Source organism: Nocardia sp. NPDC050412, from assembly GCF_044458825.1.
Taxonomy (GTDB): domain Bacteria; phylum Actinomycetota; class Actinomycetes; order Mycobacteriales; family Mycobacteriaceae; genus Nocardia.
Map to the genome: position 1 here is coordinate 267,894 of NZ_JBITIJ010000009.1, position 14,626 is coordinate 282,519.

The following is a 14,626-nucleotide window of genomic DNA, read 5'->3' on the forward strand; positions in this document are numbered from 1 at the left end:
GACCGGGGCGCGGCGGTAGTGGTTGTCGCCCTCAGCGGTGTCGCGCCGATGAGCTACGAGCGCGCTTTGCCCGCTGAGCGGAACAACGGATATGCGATGCGTCATCGAGGGCTTTCATGTGTCTCCCAACACACCCCCTTCACAAGGACGCACTATGACCCATCTGTTCGTTCGCCGTGTACTGGCCACCGCCGGGGCCATGGCAGTGGTTTCGGCGACTGTCATCGGTTGTTCCAGCTCGAATGACGACTCCGCCAGCACCACCACGACGGCGACGAGCGCCGCGGCGGCGCAGGCCACGTCCGCGCAGGCCGATTCGAACGACCCGGCGGTCAAGGAAATCACCGACGTCTTCGTCGCATTCTTCGACGGGAAGACCCCCGCCGACACGAAAGCCGGTCTCGTGGAGAATGGTTCGACCTTCGCCCCGACGCTCGCGGCGCAGGCGAGCAGTCCGATGGCCGCCGGTTCCACGGCAACGGTGTCCAATGTGAAACTCGACGACAGCACGCATGCCTCGGTCACCTACACCGTCCTGATCAACGGCAACCCGGCCCTGCCGAATCAGGCGGGCAAGGCCATCAGCGTCGACGGGAAGTGGAAGGTCGCCGCGGCGACCTTCTGCGGTCTGCTGAAGTTGCAGGGCGGCGCTCCGGCCAGCTGTTGATCGCCGCGATACGGGTCGGTAACTCGGTTTTCTACTGAGTGAGACGGCGACCCGCGAAATTCGTGCGGTCAATAGCATCGGCCATGAGCGCAGCGCCTGGTGAAACTCGACCAGTCTGCATGGGATCCGTTGTTGTCCAAGATTTTTCGTATCACACGCCGAGTATCGGGCGGCAGCAGCTCGCCGATGCTCATTCGGCCGTCGATGAAAGGCATACACGCTGTGGTGAATGAATTAGCTGGCAAAGTCGCCATCGTTACCGGCGGCGCGGCTGGAATCGGCGCGGCCGTTGTCGAGCTGTTCGCGGCCGAAGGCGCCCGGGTCGTCATCGCCGACCGGGATTCGGATGGCGGTGAACAACTGGCCGAACGCCTCGGCGCGGACGTCATCTTCACCAAGACCGATGTCGCGGATCCCGAGCAGGTCGCCCAGCTGGTCGCCACCGCCGTCGAGCGATTCGGCGGTCTCGACATCATGGTCAACAACGCGGGCATTTCCGGTGCGATGCATGCCGGATTCCTCGACGACGATCTCGCCGATTTCCATCAGGTCCTCGGTGTCAACCTGCTCGGTGTGATGGCGGGAACGCGGGAAGCGGCACGCCATATGGTTGCCAACGGGGGCGGCTCGATCATCAATGTCTCTTCGATCGGCGGTATTCAGGCGGGCGCCAGCGTGATGTCTTATCGCGCATCCAAAGCGGCGGTAATACATTTCACCAAATCGGCCGCGATGGAATTCGCCGCCGCCGATATCCGAATCAATTGCATCGCACCCGGAAACATTCCGACATCCCTGCTCGCCTCGGCCGTCGCGAACATGAGTGCGGAGGAAGCCGAAAGATTTGTCGGCGCCGCCCGCGAGATCATGCGAAATACCAAACCGCTGCGGCGAGACGGCGAAGCCCGCGATGTCGCCGAGGCCGCACTGTATTTCGGCAGCGACCGGTCGGCGTATGTGACGGGCACGCTCCTGCCGGTCGACGGTGGCACCGTCGCGGGCATGAAAAGCCAGGTCAAGGGCGTTCGATGAAAGTGATTGTCGACCAAGACAAATGCCTCGCGAACGGTCAGTGCGCGCTGTACGCGGGCGACGTATTCGACCAACGCGACGAGGACGGCGTCGTCGTATTGCTGAACGAACATCCGGCGCCGGACCGGGCCGACGACGTCCATCAGGCAGCTGCGGCCTGCCCCGCGCGCGCCATCAATATCGAGGAATGACGGAGACCCATGTCCGATACACCGAGCGGAACCGCGACCGACGCCGCCGTGCCCCAGTATCCGATGGAGCGCTCGATGCGCTGCCCCTTCGCGCCGCCGCCCCTGGAGCTCGAACTCGCCGCGGCGAATCCGCTCAGCCGAGTGCGGATCTGGGATGGCAGCACGCCGTGGTTGATCACCGGATACGCCGAAGCGAAAGCCCTGTTCTACGATCCGCGAGTCAGCGTCGACGACCGTCGCCCCGGATTTCCGCACTGGAACGAAGGTATGCGGGCCATGTCGACCGTGCGTCCGGGATCGGTATTCAATCGGGATCTCGACGAACATGCCCGACATCGCAGAATGCTGACCAAGCCCTTCGCCCTCAAGCGCGTCGAGGCACTGCGGTCGGCGATTCAGAAGATCACCGACGAGCATATCGATGCCATGCTCGCCGGACCGCGTCCGGCCGACCTTGTGGCGGCGCTGGCATTGCCCGTGCCTTCTCTGGTCATCAGTGAACTGCTCGGCGTGCCCTACGAGGATCACGAATTCTTCCAGGACCGCAGCAACGTCGGACTCGGTCGAAACAACACGGCCGAGGAGACACAGGCCAACGTCGTCGAGATGATCAATTACCTGGCCGATCTGGTGGATGCCAAGGCCGAGAATCCCGCCGAGGACGCGATTTCCGATCTGGCGGAACGGGTCAAGGCCGGTGAGATCGATCGATGGGAAGCCGCCATGCAGGGCGTCGGCCTGCTCTTCGCGGGTCACGAGACCACCGGCAACATGATCGGTCTCGGCACCCTCGCCTTGCTGGAGCATCCCGAACAGCTGGCGGTTGTTCGTGACACCGACGATCCGAAGGTGCTCGCCAATGCCATCGAGGAATTGCTGCGTTACCTCAGCATCATCCACACCGGGCAGCGGCGGGTCGCCATGGAGGACATCGAGATCGGTGGCGAGGTGATCCGCGCCGACGAGGGCATCATCATCGACCTCGCCCCGGCGAACTGGGACCCCAACACCTTCCAGGAGCCGGGCCGGCTGGATTTCGACCGCGCGAATGCGAACCAGCACATGGCATTCGGGCACGGGCGGCATCAGTGCGTCGGCCAGCAACTCGCCCGTGCGGAATTGCAGATCGTCTTCCAGACGTTGTTCCGCCGAATTCCGACGCTGCGCCTGGCGACGACGATCGACCGGGTCGATTTCAAGCACGACCGGCTGGCCTATGGGGTCTACGAATTGCCGGTCGAATGGTGACCAATTCCGATAAGAAATGCATGGGAGGCAAGTGATGTCAAGCCCGACGAAGAACGTCTCGCTGTATCCACCCGAGGGCTACGGCGCGCCGAAGGACAGGCAAGGTAACGCCACGGGCGACGTGGGTCTTCCCCCGGGGACGGAGGTGTGGTCGGCGGATAATCACATCTCCCTCTCGGACGATATTTTCTTCCAGTACCTTCCCGAGGAGCTGAAGGCTCAGGCGCCGCGGATCTGGTATGAGGAAGGTGCCTATCAGGTCGGCGCGGCTGGACATTCGTTCTTGCCGCCCGAATTCAGTGCCGTCCTGATGCAGTACGACGACCTCGTCGGCGCGGCCAGCGGCAACCTCGAGGCCCGTATTCAGCAGCTTGCCGAAGACGGCGTTTACAAGGAACTGGCGTTTCCGAACGCCGTCTTGGCGCTGTTCTTCCATTCCGACAAGGAAATGCGCGAGCGCTTGTTCCGGATCTACAACCAGTACATGGCGGGCCTGCAGGAGCGCTCCAAGGGGCGGTTCTATGCCGCGGGGCTGATCAACTGGTGGGATCCGGCCGGTACGCGCCGGACCCTGGAAGAGCTGAAGTCGTTGGGGCTCAAGACTTTCCTGCTGCCGCTCAACCCGGGTACGGACGCCGACGGCAACCAGATCGACTACGCCAGTACGGCGATGGACCCGGTGTGGGACGAGATCGAAGCGTCGGGCGTGCCCATTTCCCATCACATCGGGGAGACCGGGCTCAAGGCTCCTTGCGAGTTCAATACCCTCGTGGTCGGGATGATGGTCAATGTCGACTCCTTCCGGGAGATGTTTTCCAGGTACATCTTCTCCGGCATTCTGGACCGGCATCCGAAACTTCGGATCGGCTGGTTCGAGGGCGGGATTTCCTGGGTTCCCTCGGCACTGCAGGACGGCGAACATCTGTACGCGTCCTACCTGCATATGTGCGAGCCGAAACTGAAGCACGACGTCCGCTACTACTGGAACAAGCACATGAGCGCAGCGTTCATGGTGGATCCGCTCGGCTTGCAGTTGATCGACCAGATCGGCGTGGACAACGTGATGTGGTCCACGGACTATCCGCACAACGAAAGCACTTTCGGCTATTCGGAGAAGTCGCTGCAGCTGGTAATCGACGCGGTCGGCCCGGAAAAGGCAGCACAAATCGTCAGCGGCAATATCAAGAAGTTCCTGGGTATCGAATGACTAATTCTCCGACAGCGGTAGGGACGTCGGTCCGGATTCCGGACGAACCGGATCGCGCCCGCATGCGGCGCGAAACCGGAGCTCGGTTGCGGGCGGCGATGGCGGAGCAGGGCGTGGATGCGCTGGTTCTGCTCGAAGATCAATCCGTCATGTACGCGACCGGAGCGAGCTGGCCGCTCGGCGACGCCGGTTTGTCGCATATCGAGTGCCCGGTCGCGGTGGTTCTGGTCGATGACGAGTGGCCGCACCTGTTCCTGCCCTTCCGTGAGGGCGCGGCCACCGAAACCGAGCTGCCCGCGGATTATGTTCACGGCCCGGTCTATCTCGAATTCGATGAAGGCGTAACCGATTTCGCGCGGATCCTGGCCGAGCTCGTCCCCAGCGGGGCACGGATGGCCGTGGACCAATCCACCGGAGCGATGCGGCGCGCGGAGCAGAGATTGTTCCGGTCCGGTCCGCCCACCGACGCGGCCCTGGTGCTCAGCGCGGCCAAATTGGTCAAGACCCAGGACGAGCTGGCCTGTATTCGCACTGCCTGCCGGATTACCGACACCGCGATGGTCGATGTCCAGGCGGCGCTGGCACCCGGAATCCGCCAGATCGACCTCTCGGCGGCATTCGTGCGGCGGGCGTTCGAGCTCGGCGCCACCGCCAATATCCTCGACCCCATCTGGCAGGTCATGCCGGAAAGCAAGCAAGCAGGCGTCTGGACCGTCCACGACGATCTCGCGCTGCCCTTGCTGACAACCGAACGGGAGCTGGCACGCGGCGATGTGCTGTGGACCGACGTGAGCATCAGCTACGGCGGCTACTGCTCCGACTTCGGCCGAACCTGGGTCGTTGGCCAGGACCCCACCCCGCGGCAGCAGGCGCAATTCACCAGATGGCGGGCGATCTTGGACGCGGTGCTCGCGGTGACTCGCGCAGGAGCCTCGCTGAATGACCTGGCCAGGGCGGCCATCGACGCCAACGGCGGCGAAAAGCCCTGGCTGCCCCACTTCTATCTGGGGCACGGCATCGGCGTCGGCCCCGCCGAGATGCCCATGATCGGCACTGACCTGGGCGAAGACTTCGACAAGAACTTCGTCCTCGCACCGGGCACGGTGGTGGTGCTGGAACCGGTGGTGTGGGAGGACGGCACCGGGGGCTATCGCAGCGAGGAGATCATCGTGATCACCGAGGAAGGCTTCATTCCGTTGACCGACTACACCTACGCCCCCTATGGCAACTGAAATCCTGGCCGACGAACGCGCACTCCGTCTCGGGCGACGGGCGCGCGTGCTGGCCCAGATGGAAGCCCACGACCTCGACCTGCTCGTACTGGGCAGGCAGGCCAATATTCGCTATGTCACCGGTACACCGCAGCTGTGGACCGCGGGGACCAGGCCGTTCGGTCCCGGATGCGTCCTCGTCCGCGAAACCGGCGACATTCATCTGTTGAGCACTTGGGACGAAGGCGTTCCCGAGGACATTCCGCACGAGAACCTGTACGGAATCATGTGGAATCCGCTCAACCTCGTGGGGGTGCTGCGCCAGATCGGCGGTGCCGCCACCGCCAGGCGGGTGGGCACCGATGCCCTGTCCCCGCTGTTCTCCCAGTTCCTGCCGATGGCATTCCCACAGGCGGAGCTGGTAGACGGCGAACAGGCTATGCGGGCCGCCCGGCGGATCAAGACTCCCGAAGAAATTGTGGTGCTTCGGGATTCGATCCGCATCGCGGAAGCGGGCCTGGCGGCGGCGGTCGCCGAACTGCGGCCCGGGGTCACCGAGAAGACCCTGACCGGAGTCATGCTGCAGGCTATGGCGGCCGGGGGCATGAGTACCCCGGCCACTCAGGACGCCGCATGGGTGACCGCAGCGGATCACCCGTGGCGGTGTGCGCCGGGTGATCGGCGTGCGCAGGCCGGTGACCTGGTTGCGTTCTCCGCGGGAGTCATCGGAAATGGTTACATCGCCCAGATCGGCCGGACCTGGCCGACGTGGGCGCCGAAAGACGGCACAACCGCGCTCTACGAGCGGTGGGATCAGCTCTGGTCGCGCCTGCTCGGTGCTTGTCGGCCGGGTCGACTCGCCAGCGAATTCCTCAGTGCTTACGAAGCCGCGGGCGAACCGCTGCCGCCGCTGCCGGTGGCACATGCGCTGGGGCTGGGGTTCGACGCACCCGTGGTATCGCCGCAACTTCCGGCAACCGCTGCCGCGGAGTATCTGGAACCCGGGATGGTGCTCGCCGTAACCGGTTATGTCTGGGAGCAGGGTATCGGTGCGGTCTTCGGGCGGGAGATGGTGCTGATCACCGCCGATGGCCCCGAGGTGCTGACCTCCGGTCCGTCGTGGAACAGCAACGCGGGCATCGCGATCGGAGCGGCGAATGAGTGAGCCCGCGCCTTCCGCGGAGGAAATCATCCTCTACGAGAAGGATCCCAAGACCAAGATCGCGACGATCACGTTCAATCGGCCCGACCACCTCAATGCGCCGACCATCGCCGCTCGGGTGCGCTATGCCGATCTGTTGCACCGCGCCAGTGTCGACGACGACGTGAAGGTACTCGTAATCCGCGGCGAGGGCGATGATCTTGGCACCGGTGCCGATTTGCCGGAGTTCATGGCGGCGCACACCAACCCCGATCAGGGGCCCAAGCTCGCCGAATTCCGTATCGGCGCAGACGAAGTCACCTATCCGCCGCAGAATTCGTTCCGGCACGGCGCCACGCTCAGCTCGTGGTATGCCAACTCCCACTCCGGAATTCGCAGTCTCCAGGATTTCAAGAAGATCAGCATCCTGGAGGTGAAGGGCTACTGCTACGGGTGGCACTTCTACCAGGCCGCCGACGCCGATCTGGTGATCTCCTCCGACGACGCGCTGTTCGGCCATCCGGCCTTCCGATACGTCGGGTGGGCGCCGCGCATGTGGTGGTGGGCGCAGACCATGGGTCTGCGTAAATTCCAGGAGATGGTGTTCACCGGGCGGGCGTTCACCGCCGCGGAAATGTACCAGTGCAACTTCCTCAACAGTGTTGTCCCGAGGGACCAGCTGGAAGCGGAAGTGGACAAGTACGCACAGGCCTGTGCCAGCAACCGGCCCACGGACACCGTGTTCATGCAGAAGTCCTTCTTCGAGTTCATGAAGCAGTACCAGGGCGAATATCTGGGCAGCATGATCAGCGGACTCTTCGAGACGGTCGGCGGCTTCGCGGCGCCCGATACCGACGACATGATGTTCGACCAGGCCATGAATCGCGGAATCAATAACGCGGTCAAGGACAACGACAGCAAGTTCCCGCCGGAATGGCGGCTGAGCAAGCGCGCTCGGGAGCGGAAGGACTAGCTCGTGGAACCGCTCGATGGTTATGTGGTCGTCGATTTCTCCAGCGGAATCGCGGGAGCCTACTGTACGAAGCTGCTGGCCGATGCCGGTGCCGAGGTCGTCAAAGTCGAAGCGCCCGAGGGCGATCGGTTACGGAGCTGGTCGGCCTCGCACGCCGAAATCCCGTCGGGTTCCGACGGTGCGCTGTTCGGTTTCCTCTCGTGCTCCAAGCACAGTGTCGTCGCCGATCCGAACGACGCCGGTGAGATCGACTTCGTGGACCGATTGCTGGAATGGGCCGACGCCGTGGTGTGGAGTCGCGGGTCGCGGGTGGCGGAGCATCCGTCGTTCACACCGGAAGCCATCCGGCACCGCCATCCCCATCTGACGGTCACCTCGATCACCCCATTCGGTCTGCATGGTCCCTGGCAAGACCGACCGGCGACCGAGTTCACTCTGCAGGCGTGGTCGGGCGGGATCATCGGGCTCGGCCGCGGCGCTCCCGACCGTGCCCCGGTCCACGTTGGAGGTCGAATCGGCGAATGGGTTGCCGGGGCATATGCCGCCGCCGGCACCTTGGCGTCGCGGGCACGGACCCTCGACACCGGCGTGGGCGCGCTGGTCGACCTGTCCATGCTGGAGACCCAGATCCTCAGTCTCACTTACTATTCCGTCACGTTCTTCGAGGCGCTCGGTCGGCTGATGCGCCCGGGACGAGGGCTCATGGTGCCCGGGGTGGCCAGCGCCAAGGACGGCATGGTGGCCGTCGGATGCGGGACCGCCCAGCAGTGGTTCGACCTGTGCGCGATGGTCGGCCACCCGGAGTGGATCGACGAGAGCGCACCGTTTTCGATCAGTGGGCGGGCGGGCGATCTGGCAAGTGAGATCGCTCCGTGGTTCGCCGAGCACACCGTCGAGGAAATCCGTGAGCTGGCAACGGCTTTCAGAATTCCGAATTCATTGGTAGCCAATGGCGAGAACATCGCGGAGATGGAGCATTACCGGGCGCGCGGGTCGTTCGTGGCCAACCCCCGCGACAGCTACATCCAACCCGCCCCGCCGTACCGCCTGGGGTCCGAACCACCGCGCGCACCCAGGCCCGCCCCGCGCCTCGACGAGCACGGGGAACGATATTCCACCACACCCCCGGCCGCTCGGCAGACGACGGCCACCGATACGGCGAAAGCATTGCCCTTCAACGGACTTCGCGTGCTGGACATGACCGCCTTCTGGGCCGGCCCGTCCTGCACACACTTGCTCGCCATGCTCGGTGCCGAAGTGATCCACGTCGAGTCGACCACCCGCCCCGACGGAACCCGGCTCATCGCCGGTGTCCCGCTCAGCGAGGAACAGTGGTGGGAACGCTCGCCGATCTTCTCGAGCCTGAACACGAATAAGAAGAGCGTCACACTGGACTTCCGGAGCGAGCGCGGACTCGAGGTGCTGCACCGGCTGATCCAGAGTTGCGATGTGATCGTCGAGAACTACACCCCGCGGGTGCTCGAGCAGATCGGGCTCGACTACGAGAAGGTGCGCGCGCTGCGCCCCGACGCGATCATGCTCCGGATGCCGGGATTCGGCCTCGACGGGCCGTGGCGGGACAACCCGGCCTTCGCCTACATCATCGAGGATGCGTCCGGACTCACCTGGTTGACCGGCCATCCCGACCAGAACCCGGTCGAGCCGTTCTCGATCGGCGATCCGAATGCCGGTCTGCACGCCCTGAATGCGCTCCTGCTCGCACTGGAACATCGGCGGCGTACCGGCGATGGCATGCTCGTCGAGGCGGCGATGGTGGATGCCGCGATGAATGTCGCTGCCGAACAGGTGATCGAGCACTCCGCATACGGGCAACTCCTTGTGCGCGACGGTAATCGGGGACCGGAAGCGGCACCGCAAAACCTCTACCGGACCGCCGATACCGACGAATACGGCGGCAACGACTCCTGGGTCGCCGTCGCGGTGGCCAGCGATGAGCAATGGTCGGCTTTGTGCGATGCGCTCGGTCGGCCCGACTGGGCGATGGAGTTGGCGCTGTCCACTGCCAGTGGGCGTCGCGAGCAGCACGACCTCATCGACAAGAACCTCGCCGCTTGGTGTGGGCAGCGCAGTGCAGGAGAGATCGTCCAAATCCTATGGGATGCCGGAGTTCCGGTGGCCAAGGTCATGCAACCGCATCGTGTCGCGGAACTGCCGCAACTCGAGTCGCGTGGCTTCTACGAGTTCGTCGAGCATCCGGTGAATCCGACGGTGCGGCACAGCACGGTGCCGTTCATGCTGTCGGACGGTCCCGAACGCTGGCATACGCGCCATGCGCCCTTGTTGGGGGAGCACAACCAGGAAGTGCTGGCGGGACTCGGGCTCAGTGCATCAGAGATCGCCGCGCTGGAAGACGACGGTGTCATCGGGCGGGCGCCCGCAATGGGCAGGGGAAAGTGATGAACGACTGGGACCATACGACCGACTTCCTGGTCGTCGGCAGCGGCGCCGGGGTCGTTGGCGCACTGCGTGCCCATGCCCTCGGCAAAGATGTTCTCGTCGTGGAGAAGTCCGACCTGCTCGGCGGATCGACCTGCATGTCGGGCGGTGTGATGTGGCTGCCCAACAATCCGCTGATGCAGCGCGAGGGCGTGTCCGATTCGCTCGACACCGCCTTGGCCTATTTCGACTCCGTCGTCGGTGATGCGGGCCCGGCGTCGTCTCCGGCTCGGAGACTGACCTATGTCAATTCCGGAATCGAGATGGTCGCGTTCCTCGAATCCGAGGGCCTGAAATTTCGGCGCTGCGAGGGATATAGCGACTACTACGCCGGAGTTCGGGGCATCGAAGGCGGATCCGCCCGGGGCAGATCAATCGAACCGGAGATCTTCGACAAGAAGAAACTCGGGGCGTGGTGCGATCGGATCCGGCCCGGCTTCGCTGGCAGCATGGTGATCTACACCGTGGAAGCGGCGCCGATGTCGTTGATGCGCACGCGAATCGGCATGGCAACCATCGCCAGGGTCGGACGGCGCACCGTCGGCGGACTCATCCGCGGACAGAAGTTGGCGGCCAATGGCGCGGGATTGATCGCCCGGTTGGTCGACGCGCTGCTGCGGCGCGAGGTGCCGATCTGGACCGAGTCCGCGCTCACGGATCTCGTGGTCGAGAACGGCCGGGTCGTCGGTGCCGTCATCCATCGCGAGGGCCGGGATGTGCGCGTGCGTGCCCGGGACGGGATCTTGCTCGCCGCAGGCGGTTTCGCCCGCAACGAGACGATGCGCAAGGAGCATTCGGACGGGCTGCCGGTCGGCGCCGACTGGACCTCGGCCAACCCGGGGGACACCGGGGAGGCGATCCGGATCGCGGAGGGTCTCGGAGCCGCGACCGACATGCTGGACGAGGCGTGGTGGATGCCCTCGTGGATCATGCCCGACGGCACCCCCGGCATGTGTCTGTCCGAGCGGTGCAAGCCGGGCTCGCTCATCGTCGATGCGAAGGGCCTTCGGTATTTCAACGAGGCCTGCTCGTATCAGGAAGCCGGACAGCAGATGTACGCGCGGCACCGCGAGAACGGTGCGGCGATTCCATCCTGGCTGATCATCGATTCGCGCCACCGGTCGCGCTACGTGTTCGGGATGGCGCCCGCGGGCTGGACCCCGAAGGAGTTGATCACCGGCGGTGTGCTGAAGCGCGCTGACACTCTGGAAGACCTTGCGCGCCAATGTGATATCCCCGCCGACACGCTCCGAGAGACGATCGATCGGTTCAATCTGTTCGCCGAAAACGGCGTCGATGAGGACTTCCATCGCGGCGAGGGCGACCACGAGCGATTCTATGGCGATCGCACGCACCAGCCGAACCCGAGCCTGGGCCCGATCGAGAAGGGGCCGTTCTACGCGGCCGCGCTGTACCCCGGAGATATCGGTACCAGCGGTGGACTGCTTTGTGATGAGTTCTCCCGGGTATTGAATACGGATTACGAGCCGATTCCCGGGCTGTATGCGACGGGCAATTGCACTGCCTCCGTGATGGGACGCAAGTATCTCGGAGCGGGAGCGAGTATCGCCGCGTCGGCGGTATTCGGTTATGTCGCAGCGGATCACGCTTCTTCGGCCGCCGGGGTGGCCTAGTGTCTGGTGCGGAAACTCCTGTGCAGCAACGGCCCTCGCCATTCCGCCATGCTCTCAGCGAAAATCCGCTGAGGCTTTCGGGCCATCGCGGGAATATGGATACGGGCAGAAAGCATGCCGGAATGACGAGTTTCGTACTCGACTTTGCTGAACGAGGTATCAGCGACCGGCTCGTTCCGTCCCGATCCATCACCGCCACGCATTTCGGAAGTTGTTGAAGACATGCATCTCTCAGCGATGGTCGAGATGATCGAGTCGGGATTCGCCGACCGTGTCCTGTTGGGCGACGCCGACCGGCGAGTGACCGGGGCCGAACTCGGTGCGCTGGCGAGGGGCGGGGCGGCGACGCTGCGCGATTCTCCCGCGCTTGTGTATGCGGGGGAGAACCACCCGCTACTGCCGGTCGCTCTCTTGGCGGCGGCGTGCGCGGGGGTGCCGTTCGTGCCGGTGAACTACCGGTTGGACGACGCTCAACTGAACAGTTTGATCGACCGGCAATCCGACGCTCTCGTGCTGGCGGATGCGGCGACCGCGCCGCGAGTGACGGCGCGGGCACACGTCTTCGACGACTGGCTGGCCGCTCTGCCCACCGACATGCCATCCCTGGAGCCGCAGTTCAACGACGACGCCGTGGCGGTCGTGCTGTACACCAGCGGCACGACGGCCGCCCCGAAGTCGGCACTACTCCGGCACCGCCACCTCATGGCCTACCTGCTCAGTACTGTCGAATTCGGCAGCGCCGATCCCGAAGAGGCAGTACTGGTTTCAGTACCGCCCTACCACGTCGCAGGCGTCGCCAACATGCTGTCGAATCTGTTCGCCGGGCGACGCCTGGTCTACCTGCGCGCCTTCGATCCATCGGTCTGGCTCGACACGGTCCGCGCCGAAGCCGTGACCAACGCGATGGTGGTCCCGACGATGTTGGCGCGCATCGTGGACGCGGTAGCAGCCGACGGCGCGAACCTCCCGACGCTGCGCTCCCTGTCATACGGCGGTGCGAGTGTTTCCGAACGCATACTGCAAGAAGCGCTTATGCGATTCCCCGAAGTCGGATTCGTCAACGCCTACGGCTTGACCGAAACCGCATCGACAATCGCCATCCTCGGCCCCGAAGACCACCGAGCCGCCCTGCTCTCCGACGACCCACTGATCCGAGCCCGCCTGTCCTCGGCCGGACAAGTGCTGCCCACGATCGAGATCGAGGTCCGCGGCGACGACGGCCACGCACTACCACCGGGAAAATCGGGCATCATCTTCCTACGCGGCGAACAAATCTCCGGCGAATACGCCACCGGCAGCCTCCTGGACGCCGACGGCTGGTTCTGCACCCGCGACAAAGGCCATGTGGACCCCGACGGCTACCTATTCATCGAGGGCAGAGCCGACGACACAATCATCCGAGGCGGCGAAAACATAGCCCCAGCCGAGATCGAAGAGGTTCTACTGTCACATCCGGCAGTCGCCCAAGCATGCGTGGTCGGACCGCCGAGTGACGAATGGGGCCAGACCCTCGCCGCAGCGGTAGTGCTCCGCGCAGGCGCTGTCGCAACCGATGAAGAGTTGCGCATCCTCGTCCGCTCGCGACTGCGCGGCTCGAAGACCCCGGAAACGATCGTCTTCCGAGATTCGTTGCCGCACACCGACACCGGAAAGCTACTGCGCAGGCTCGTGCTCGAGGACCTGAGCGCACCTTAGAGAGGTAAGAAACCCCATGGCACTATCCCTTAAGCCCGGTACACGCGTCTACAGCGCCGTCGATTCGACAGAACTGATCGTCGTCAAAGTCCCCGCGGACCCGATCGAACTCACCATCGGCGGCGCCCCCGCAGTGCTCTCCGCAGTGGAAAAGAACGCCACCGCCGCCCCGGCCACCTCCAACGTCGGCACCGCAATAGGAAAGCGCTACACCAACGCCGACGCAACAGTCGAATTGCTTTGCACCAAGCCAGGTCCCGGAATTCCCGCCATCGATGGCGAGGCGCTGGAGCTCAAGGCGGCCAAGCCGCTCCCGGCATCGGACTGACCGGTGTCGCGCTGGATGGTAGGCCTGAGCCACCTTCAATCAGCGTTCGAACCGGATCGGCGATGCACAGCCACTGTGCAGTAGAGCTCGATCGGTTATGCCGTTCACGGACGAGGTCGCGACGGCGTTGTCTCCCCAGCATGAGGGACACCGCGAACCCGCCGCCGGTGTTCTATTTGGTGGTAGCGGGCAGACCCCTTGGGTGCACGTATTTGGAGCCATCGCACATCGCGCCCGTATTTGCATTGGATGGGTTCCCCGATGAAGTCAGGTCATCAGCTGTGCGCCATGACGAGATCGCGGTAGGGAAGGTTGACCACGGCGTGGTCGGCGATTCCGAGCTCGTTTTCAATTTGTTCGAGATGCGCGGTTGCGACGGTGGTTTCGGTGGCGGTGACTTCAGTTTCGACGAAGGTTCCGGCTCCGGTGACTGTGTCGATGCTGACCACGATGTCCTCGCGGTAGGGGTGGCGGTAGGTGGTGCGGGTTTTCTCGACGCGGACGAGTTCGACCATGCCGATAGCGGCGAGGAGTTCGTTGGCAGCGTCGGCCTGGTCGGGACCGTCGAGGATCACGTTGGTTTCATGCTTCGCGATCACGTCGGTATGGCTGTGTGTGCTGGCGGTCGACGGCGGCTTGTAGGTGACCTCCGCGAAGCCTTCGCGGTGTCGAACCCGCAGGCATTCAACGGTTTCCATGTAGTCGACGTCGGGGCGGCTGTAGTAGGTGTCGACCTCGGTGAGCTGACCGGCCTGCCGGTAGCCCAGTTCGGCAAGCCGGACAAAGAGGGTGTCGCTGTCGGGAAGTTCGCGCTTGCGTTCGACCTCGATCAGGTGCATGGA

13 protein-coding genes are annotated in these 14,626 nt (G+C 64.3%); 12 read left to right on the forward strand and 1 reads right to left on the reverse strand.

The window, feature by feature from the left end; genetic code table 11:
• The first annotated feature begins 154 nt into the window (after nt 1-154).
• From ACIBI6_RS25770 to ACIBI6_RS25825, 12 genes are all read left to right on the forward strand, one after another.
• Nucleotides 155-667, forward strand: a complete 513-nt coding sequence (locus ACIBI6_RS25770; RefSeq protein WP_364342625.1) for a hypothetical protein — start codon at nt 155-157, stop codon at nt 665-667.
• A gap of 222 nt (nt 668-889) precedes the next feature.
• Nucleotides 890-1,699 carry an SDR family oxidoreductase gene (locus ACIBI6_RS25775; protein ID WP_364342622.1) on the forward strand — a complete coding sequence of 270 codons (810 nt, stop codon included), beginning with the start codon at nt 890-892 and terminating at the stop codon, nt 1,697-1,699.
• Nucleotides 1,696-1,890, forward strand: coding sequence for a ferredoxin (locus ACIBI6_RS25780; RefSeq protein WP_364342619.1), 195 nt, complete (start codon nt 1,696-1,698; stop codon nt 1,888-1,890). The genes ACIBI6_RS25775 and ACIBI6_RS25780 overlap by 4 nt, the downstream gene beginning before the upstream one ends.
• A 9-nt stretch (nt 1,891-1,899) precedes the next feature.
• A complete protein-coding gene (locus tag ACIBI6_RS25785) occupies nt 1,900-3,138 on the forward strand; it encodes a cytochrome P450 (RefSeq protein ID WP_364342616.1) in 1,239 nt (412 codons plus the stop codon).
• A 34-nt stretch (nt 3,139-3,172) separates the two neighbouring features.
• Nucleotides 3,173-4,345 (forward strand): amidohydrolase family protein, encoded by a 1,173-nt coding sequence (locus tag ACIBI6_RS25790; protein WP_327100537.1) that lies wholly within the window; start codon nt 3,173-3,175, stop codon nt 4,343-4,345.
• On the forward strand, nt 4,342-5,577 hold the full coding sequence (locus ACIBI6_RS25795; protein WP_396958150.1) for a M24 family metallopeptidase: 1,236 nt from the start codon (nt 4,342-4,344) through the stop codon (nt 5,575-5,577). Before ACIBI6_RS25790 ends, ACIBI6_RS25795 begins: the two co-directional genes overlap by 4 nt.
• On the forward strand, nt 5,567-6,721 hold the full coding sequence (locus tag ACIBI6_RS25800; RefSeq protein WP_396958151.1) for a M24 family metallopeptidase: 1,155 nt from the start codon (nt 5,567-5,569) through the stop codon (nt 6,719-6,721). The genes ACIBI6_RS25795 and ACIBI6_RS25800 overlap by 11 nt, the downstream gene beginning before the upstream one ends.
• On the forward strand, nt 6,714-7,670 hold the full coding sequence (locus tag ACIBI6_RS25805; RefSeq protein WP_396958152.1) for an enoyl-CoA hydratase/isomerase family protein: 957 nt from the start codon (nt 6,714-6,716) through the stop codon (nt 7,668-7,670). Before ACIBI6_RS25800 ends, ACIBI6_RS25805 begins: the two co-directional genes overlap by 8 nt.
• A gap of 3 nt (nt 7,671-7,673) precedes the next feature.
• Entirely contained in the window at nt 7,674-10,088 is a 2,415-nt protein-coding gene (locus ACIBI6_RS25810; RefSeq protein ID WP_396958153.1) for a CaiB/BaiF CoA transferase family protein, read from the forward strand.
• Nucleotides 10,088-11,761, forward strand: coding sequence for an FAD-binding protein (locus ACIBI6_RS25815; RefSeq protein WP_396958154.1), 1,674 nt, complete (start codon nt 10,088-10,090; stop codon nt 11,759-11,761). Before ACIBI6_RS25810 ends, ACIBI6_RS25815 begins: the two co-directional genes overlap by 1 nt.
• A 222-nt stretch (nt 11,762-11,983) precedes the next feature.
• The gene (locus tag ACIBI6_RS25820; RefSeq protein WP_396958155.1) at nt 11,984-13,456 is read left to right on the forward strand and encodes a class I adenylate-forming enzyme family protein; all 1,473 of its coding nucleotides are present in this window, start codon (nt 11,984-11,986) and stop codon (nt 13,454-13,456) included.
• 16 nt (nt 13,457-13,472) lie between these two features.
• A complete protein-coding gene (locus ACIBI6_RS25825) occupies nt 13,473-13,784 on the forward strand; it encodes a hypothetical protein (RefSeq protein WP_364342594.1) in 312 nt (103 codons plus the stop codon).
• Between the two features lie 275 nt (nt 13,785-14,059).
• Here the strand turns inward: ACIBI6_RS25825 and cyaB are convergent, their stop codons facing one another.
• Nucleotides 14,060-14,623, reverse strand: a complete 564-nt coding sequence (gene cyaB, locus ACIBI6_RS25830) for a class IV adenylate cyclase (protein WP_364342591.1) — start codon at nt 14,621-14,623, stop codon at nt 14,060-14,062.
• Nucleotides 14,624-14,626: the final 3 nt, after the last annotated feature.

Excerpts from the sequence above, each read along its gene's own strand:
- ACIBI6_RS25770 (WP_364342625.1), top strand. The coding sequence starts at position 155 with ATGACCCATCTGTTCGTTCGCCGTGTACTGGCCACCGCCGGGGCCATG.
- ACIBI6_RS25780 (WP_364342619.1), top strand. The coding sequence starts at position 1,696 with ATGAAAGTGATTGTCGACCAAGACAAATGCCTCGCGAACGGTCAGTGC.
- ACIBI6_RS25785 (WP_364342616.1), top strand. The coding sequence starts at position 1,900 with ATGTCCGATACACCGAGCGGAACCGCGACCGACGCCGCCGTGCCCCAG.
- ACIBI6_RS25790 (WP_327100537.1), top strand. The coding sequence starts at position 3,173 with ATGTCAAGCCCGACGAAGAACGTCTCGCTGTATCCACCCGAGGGCTAC.
- ACIBI6_RS25795 (WP_396958150.1), top strand. The coding sequence starts at position 4,342 with ATGACTAATTCTCCGACAGCGGTAGGGACGTCGGTCCGGATTCCGGAC.
- ACIBI6_RS25800 (WP_396958151.1), top strand. The coding sequence starts at position 5,567 with ATGGCAACTGAAATCCTGGCCGACGAACGCGCACTCCGTCTCGGGCGA.
- ACIBI6_RS25805 (WP_396958152.1), top strand. The coding sequence starts at position 6,714 with ATGAGTGAGCCCGCGCCTTCCGCGGAGGAAATCATCCTCTACGAGAAG.
- ACIBI6_RS25815 (WP_396958154.1), top strand. The coding sequence starts at position 10,088 with ATGAACGACTGGGACCATACGACCGACTTCCTGGTCGTCGGCAGCGGC.
- ACIBI6_RS25820 (WP_396958155.1), top strand. The coding sequence starts at position 11,984 with ATGCATCTCTCAGCGATGGTCGAGATGATCGAGTCGGGATTCGCCGAC.
- ACIBI6_RS25825 (WP_364342594.1), top strand. The coding sequence starts at position 13,473 with ATGGCACTATCCCTTAAGCCCGGTACACGCGTCTACAGCGCCGTCGAT.
- cyaB (WP_364342591.1), bottom strand. The coding sequence starts at position 14,623 with ATGCACCTGATCGAGGTCGAACGCAAGCGCGAACTTCCCGACAGCGAC.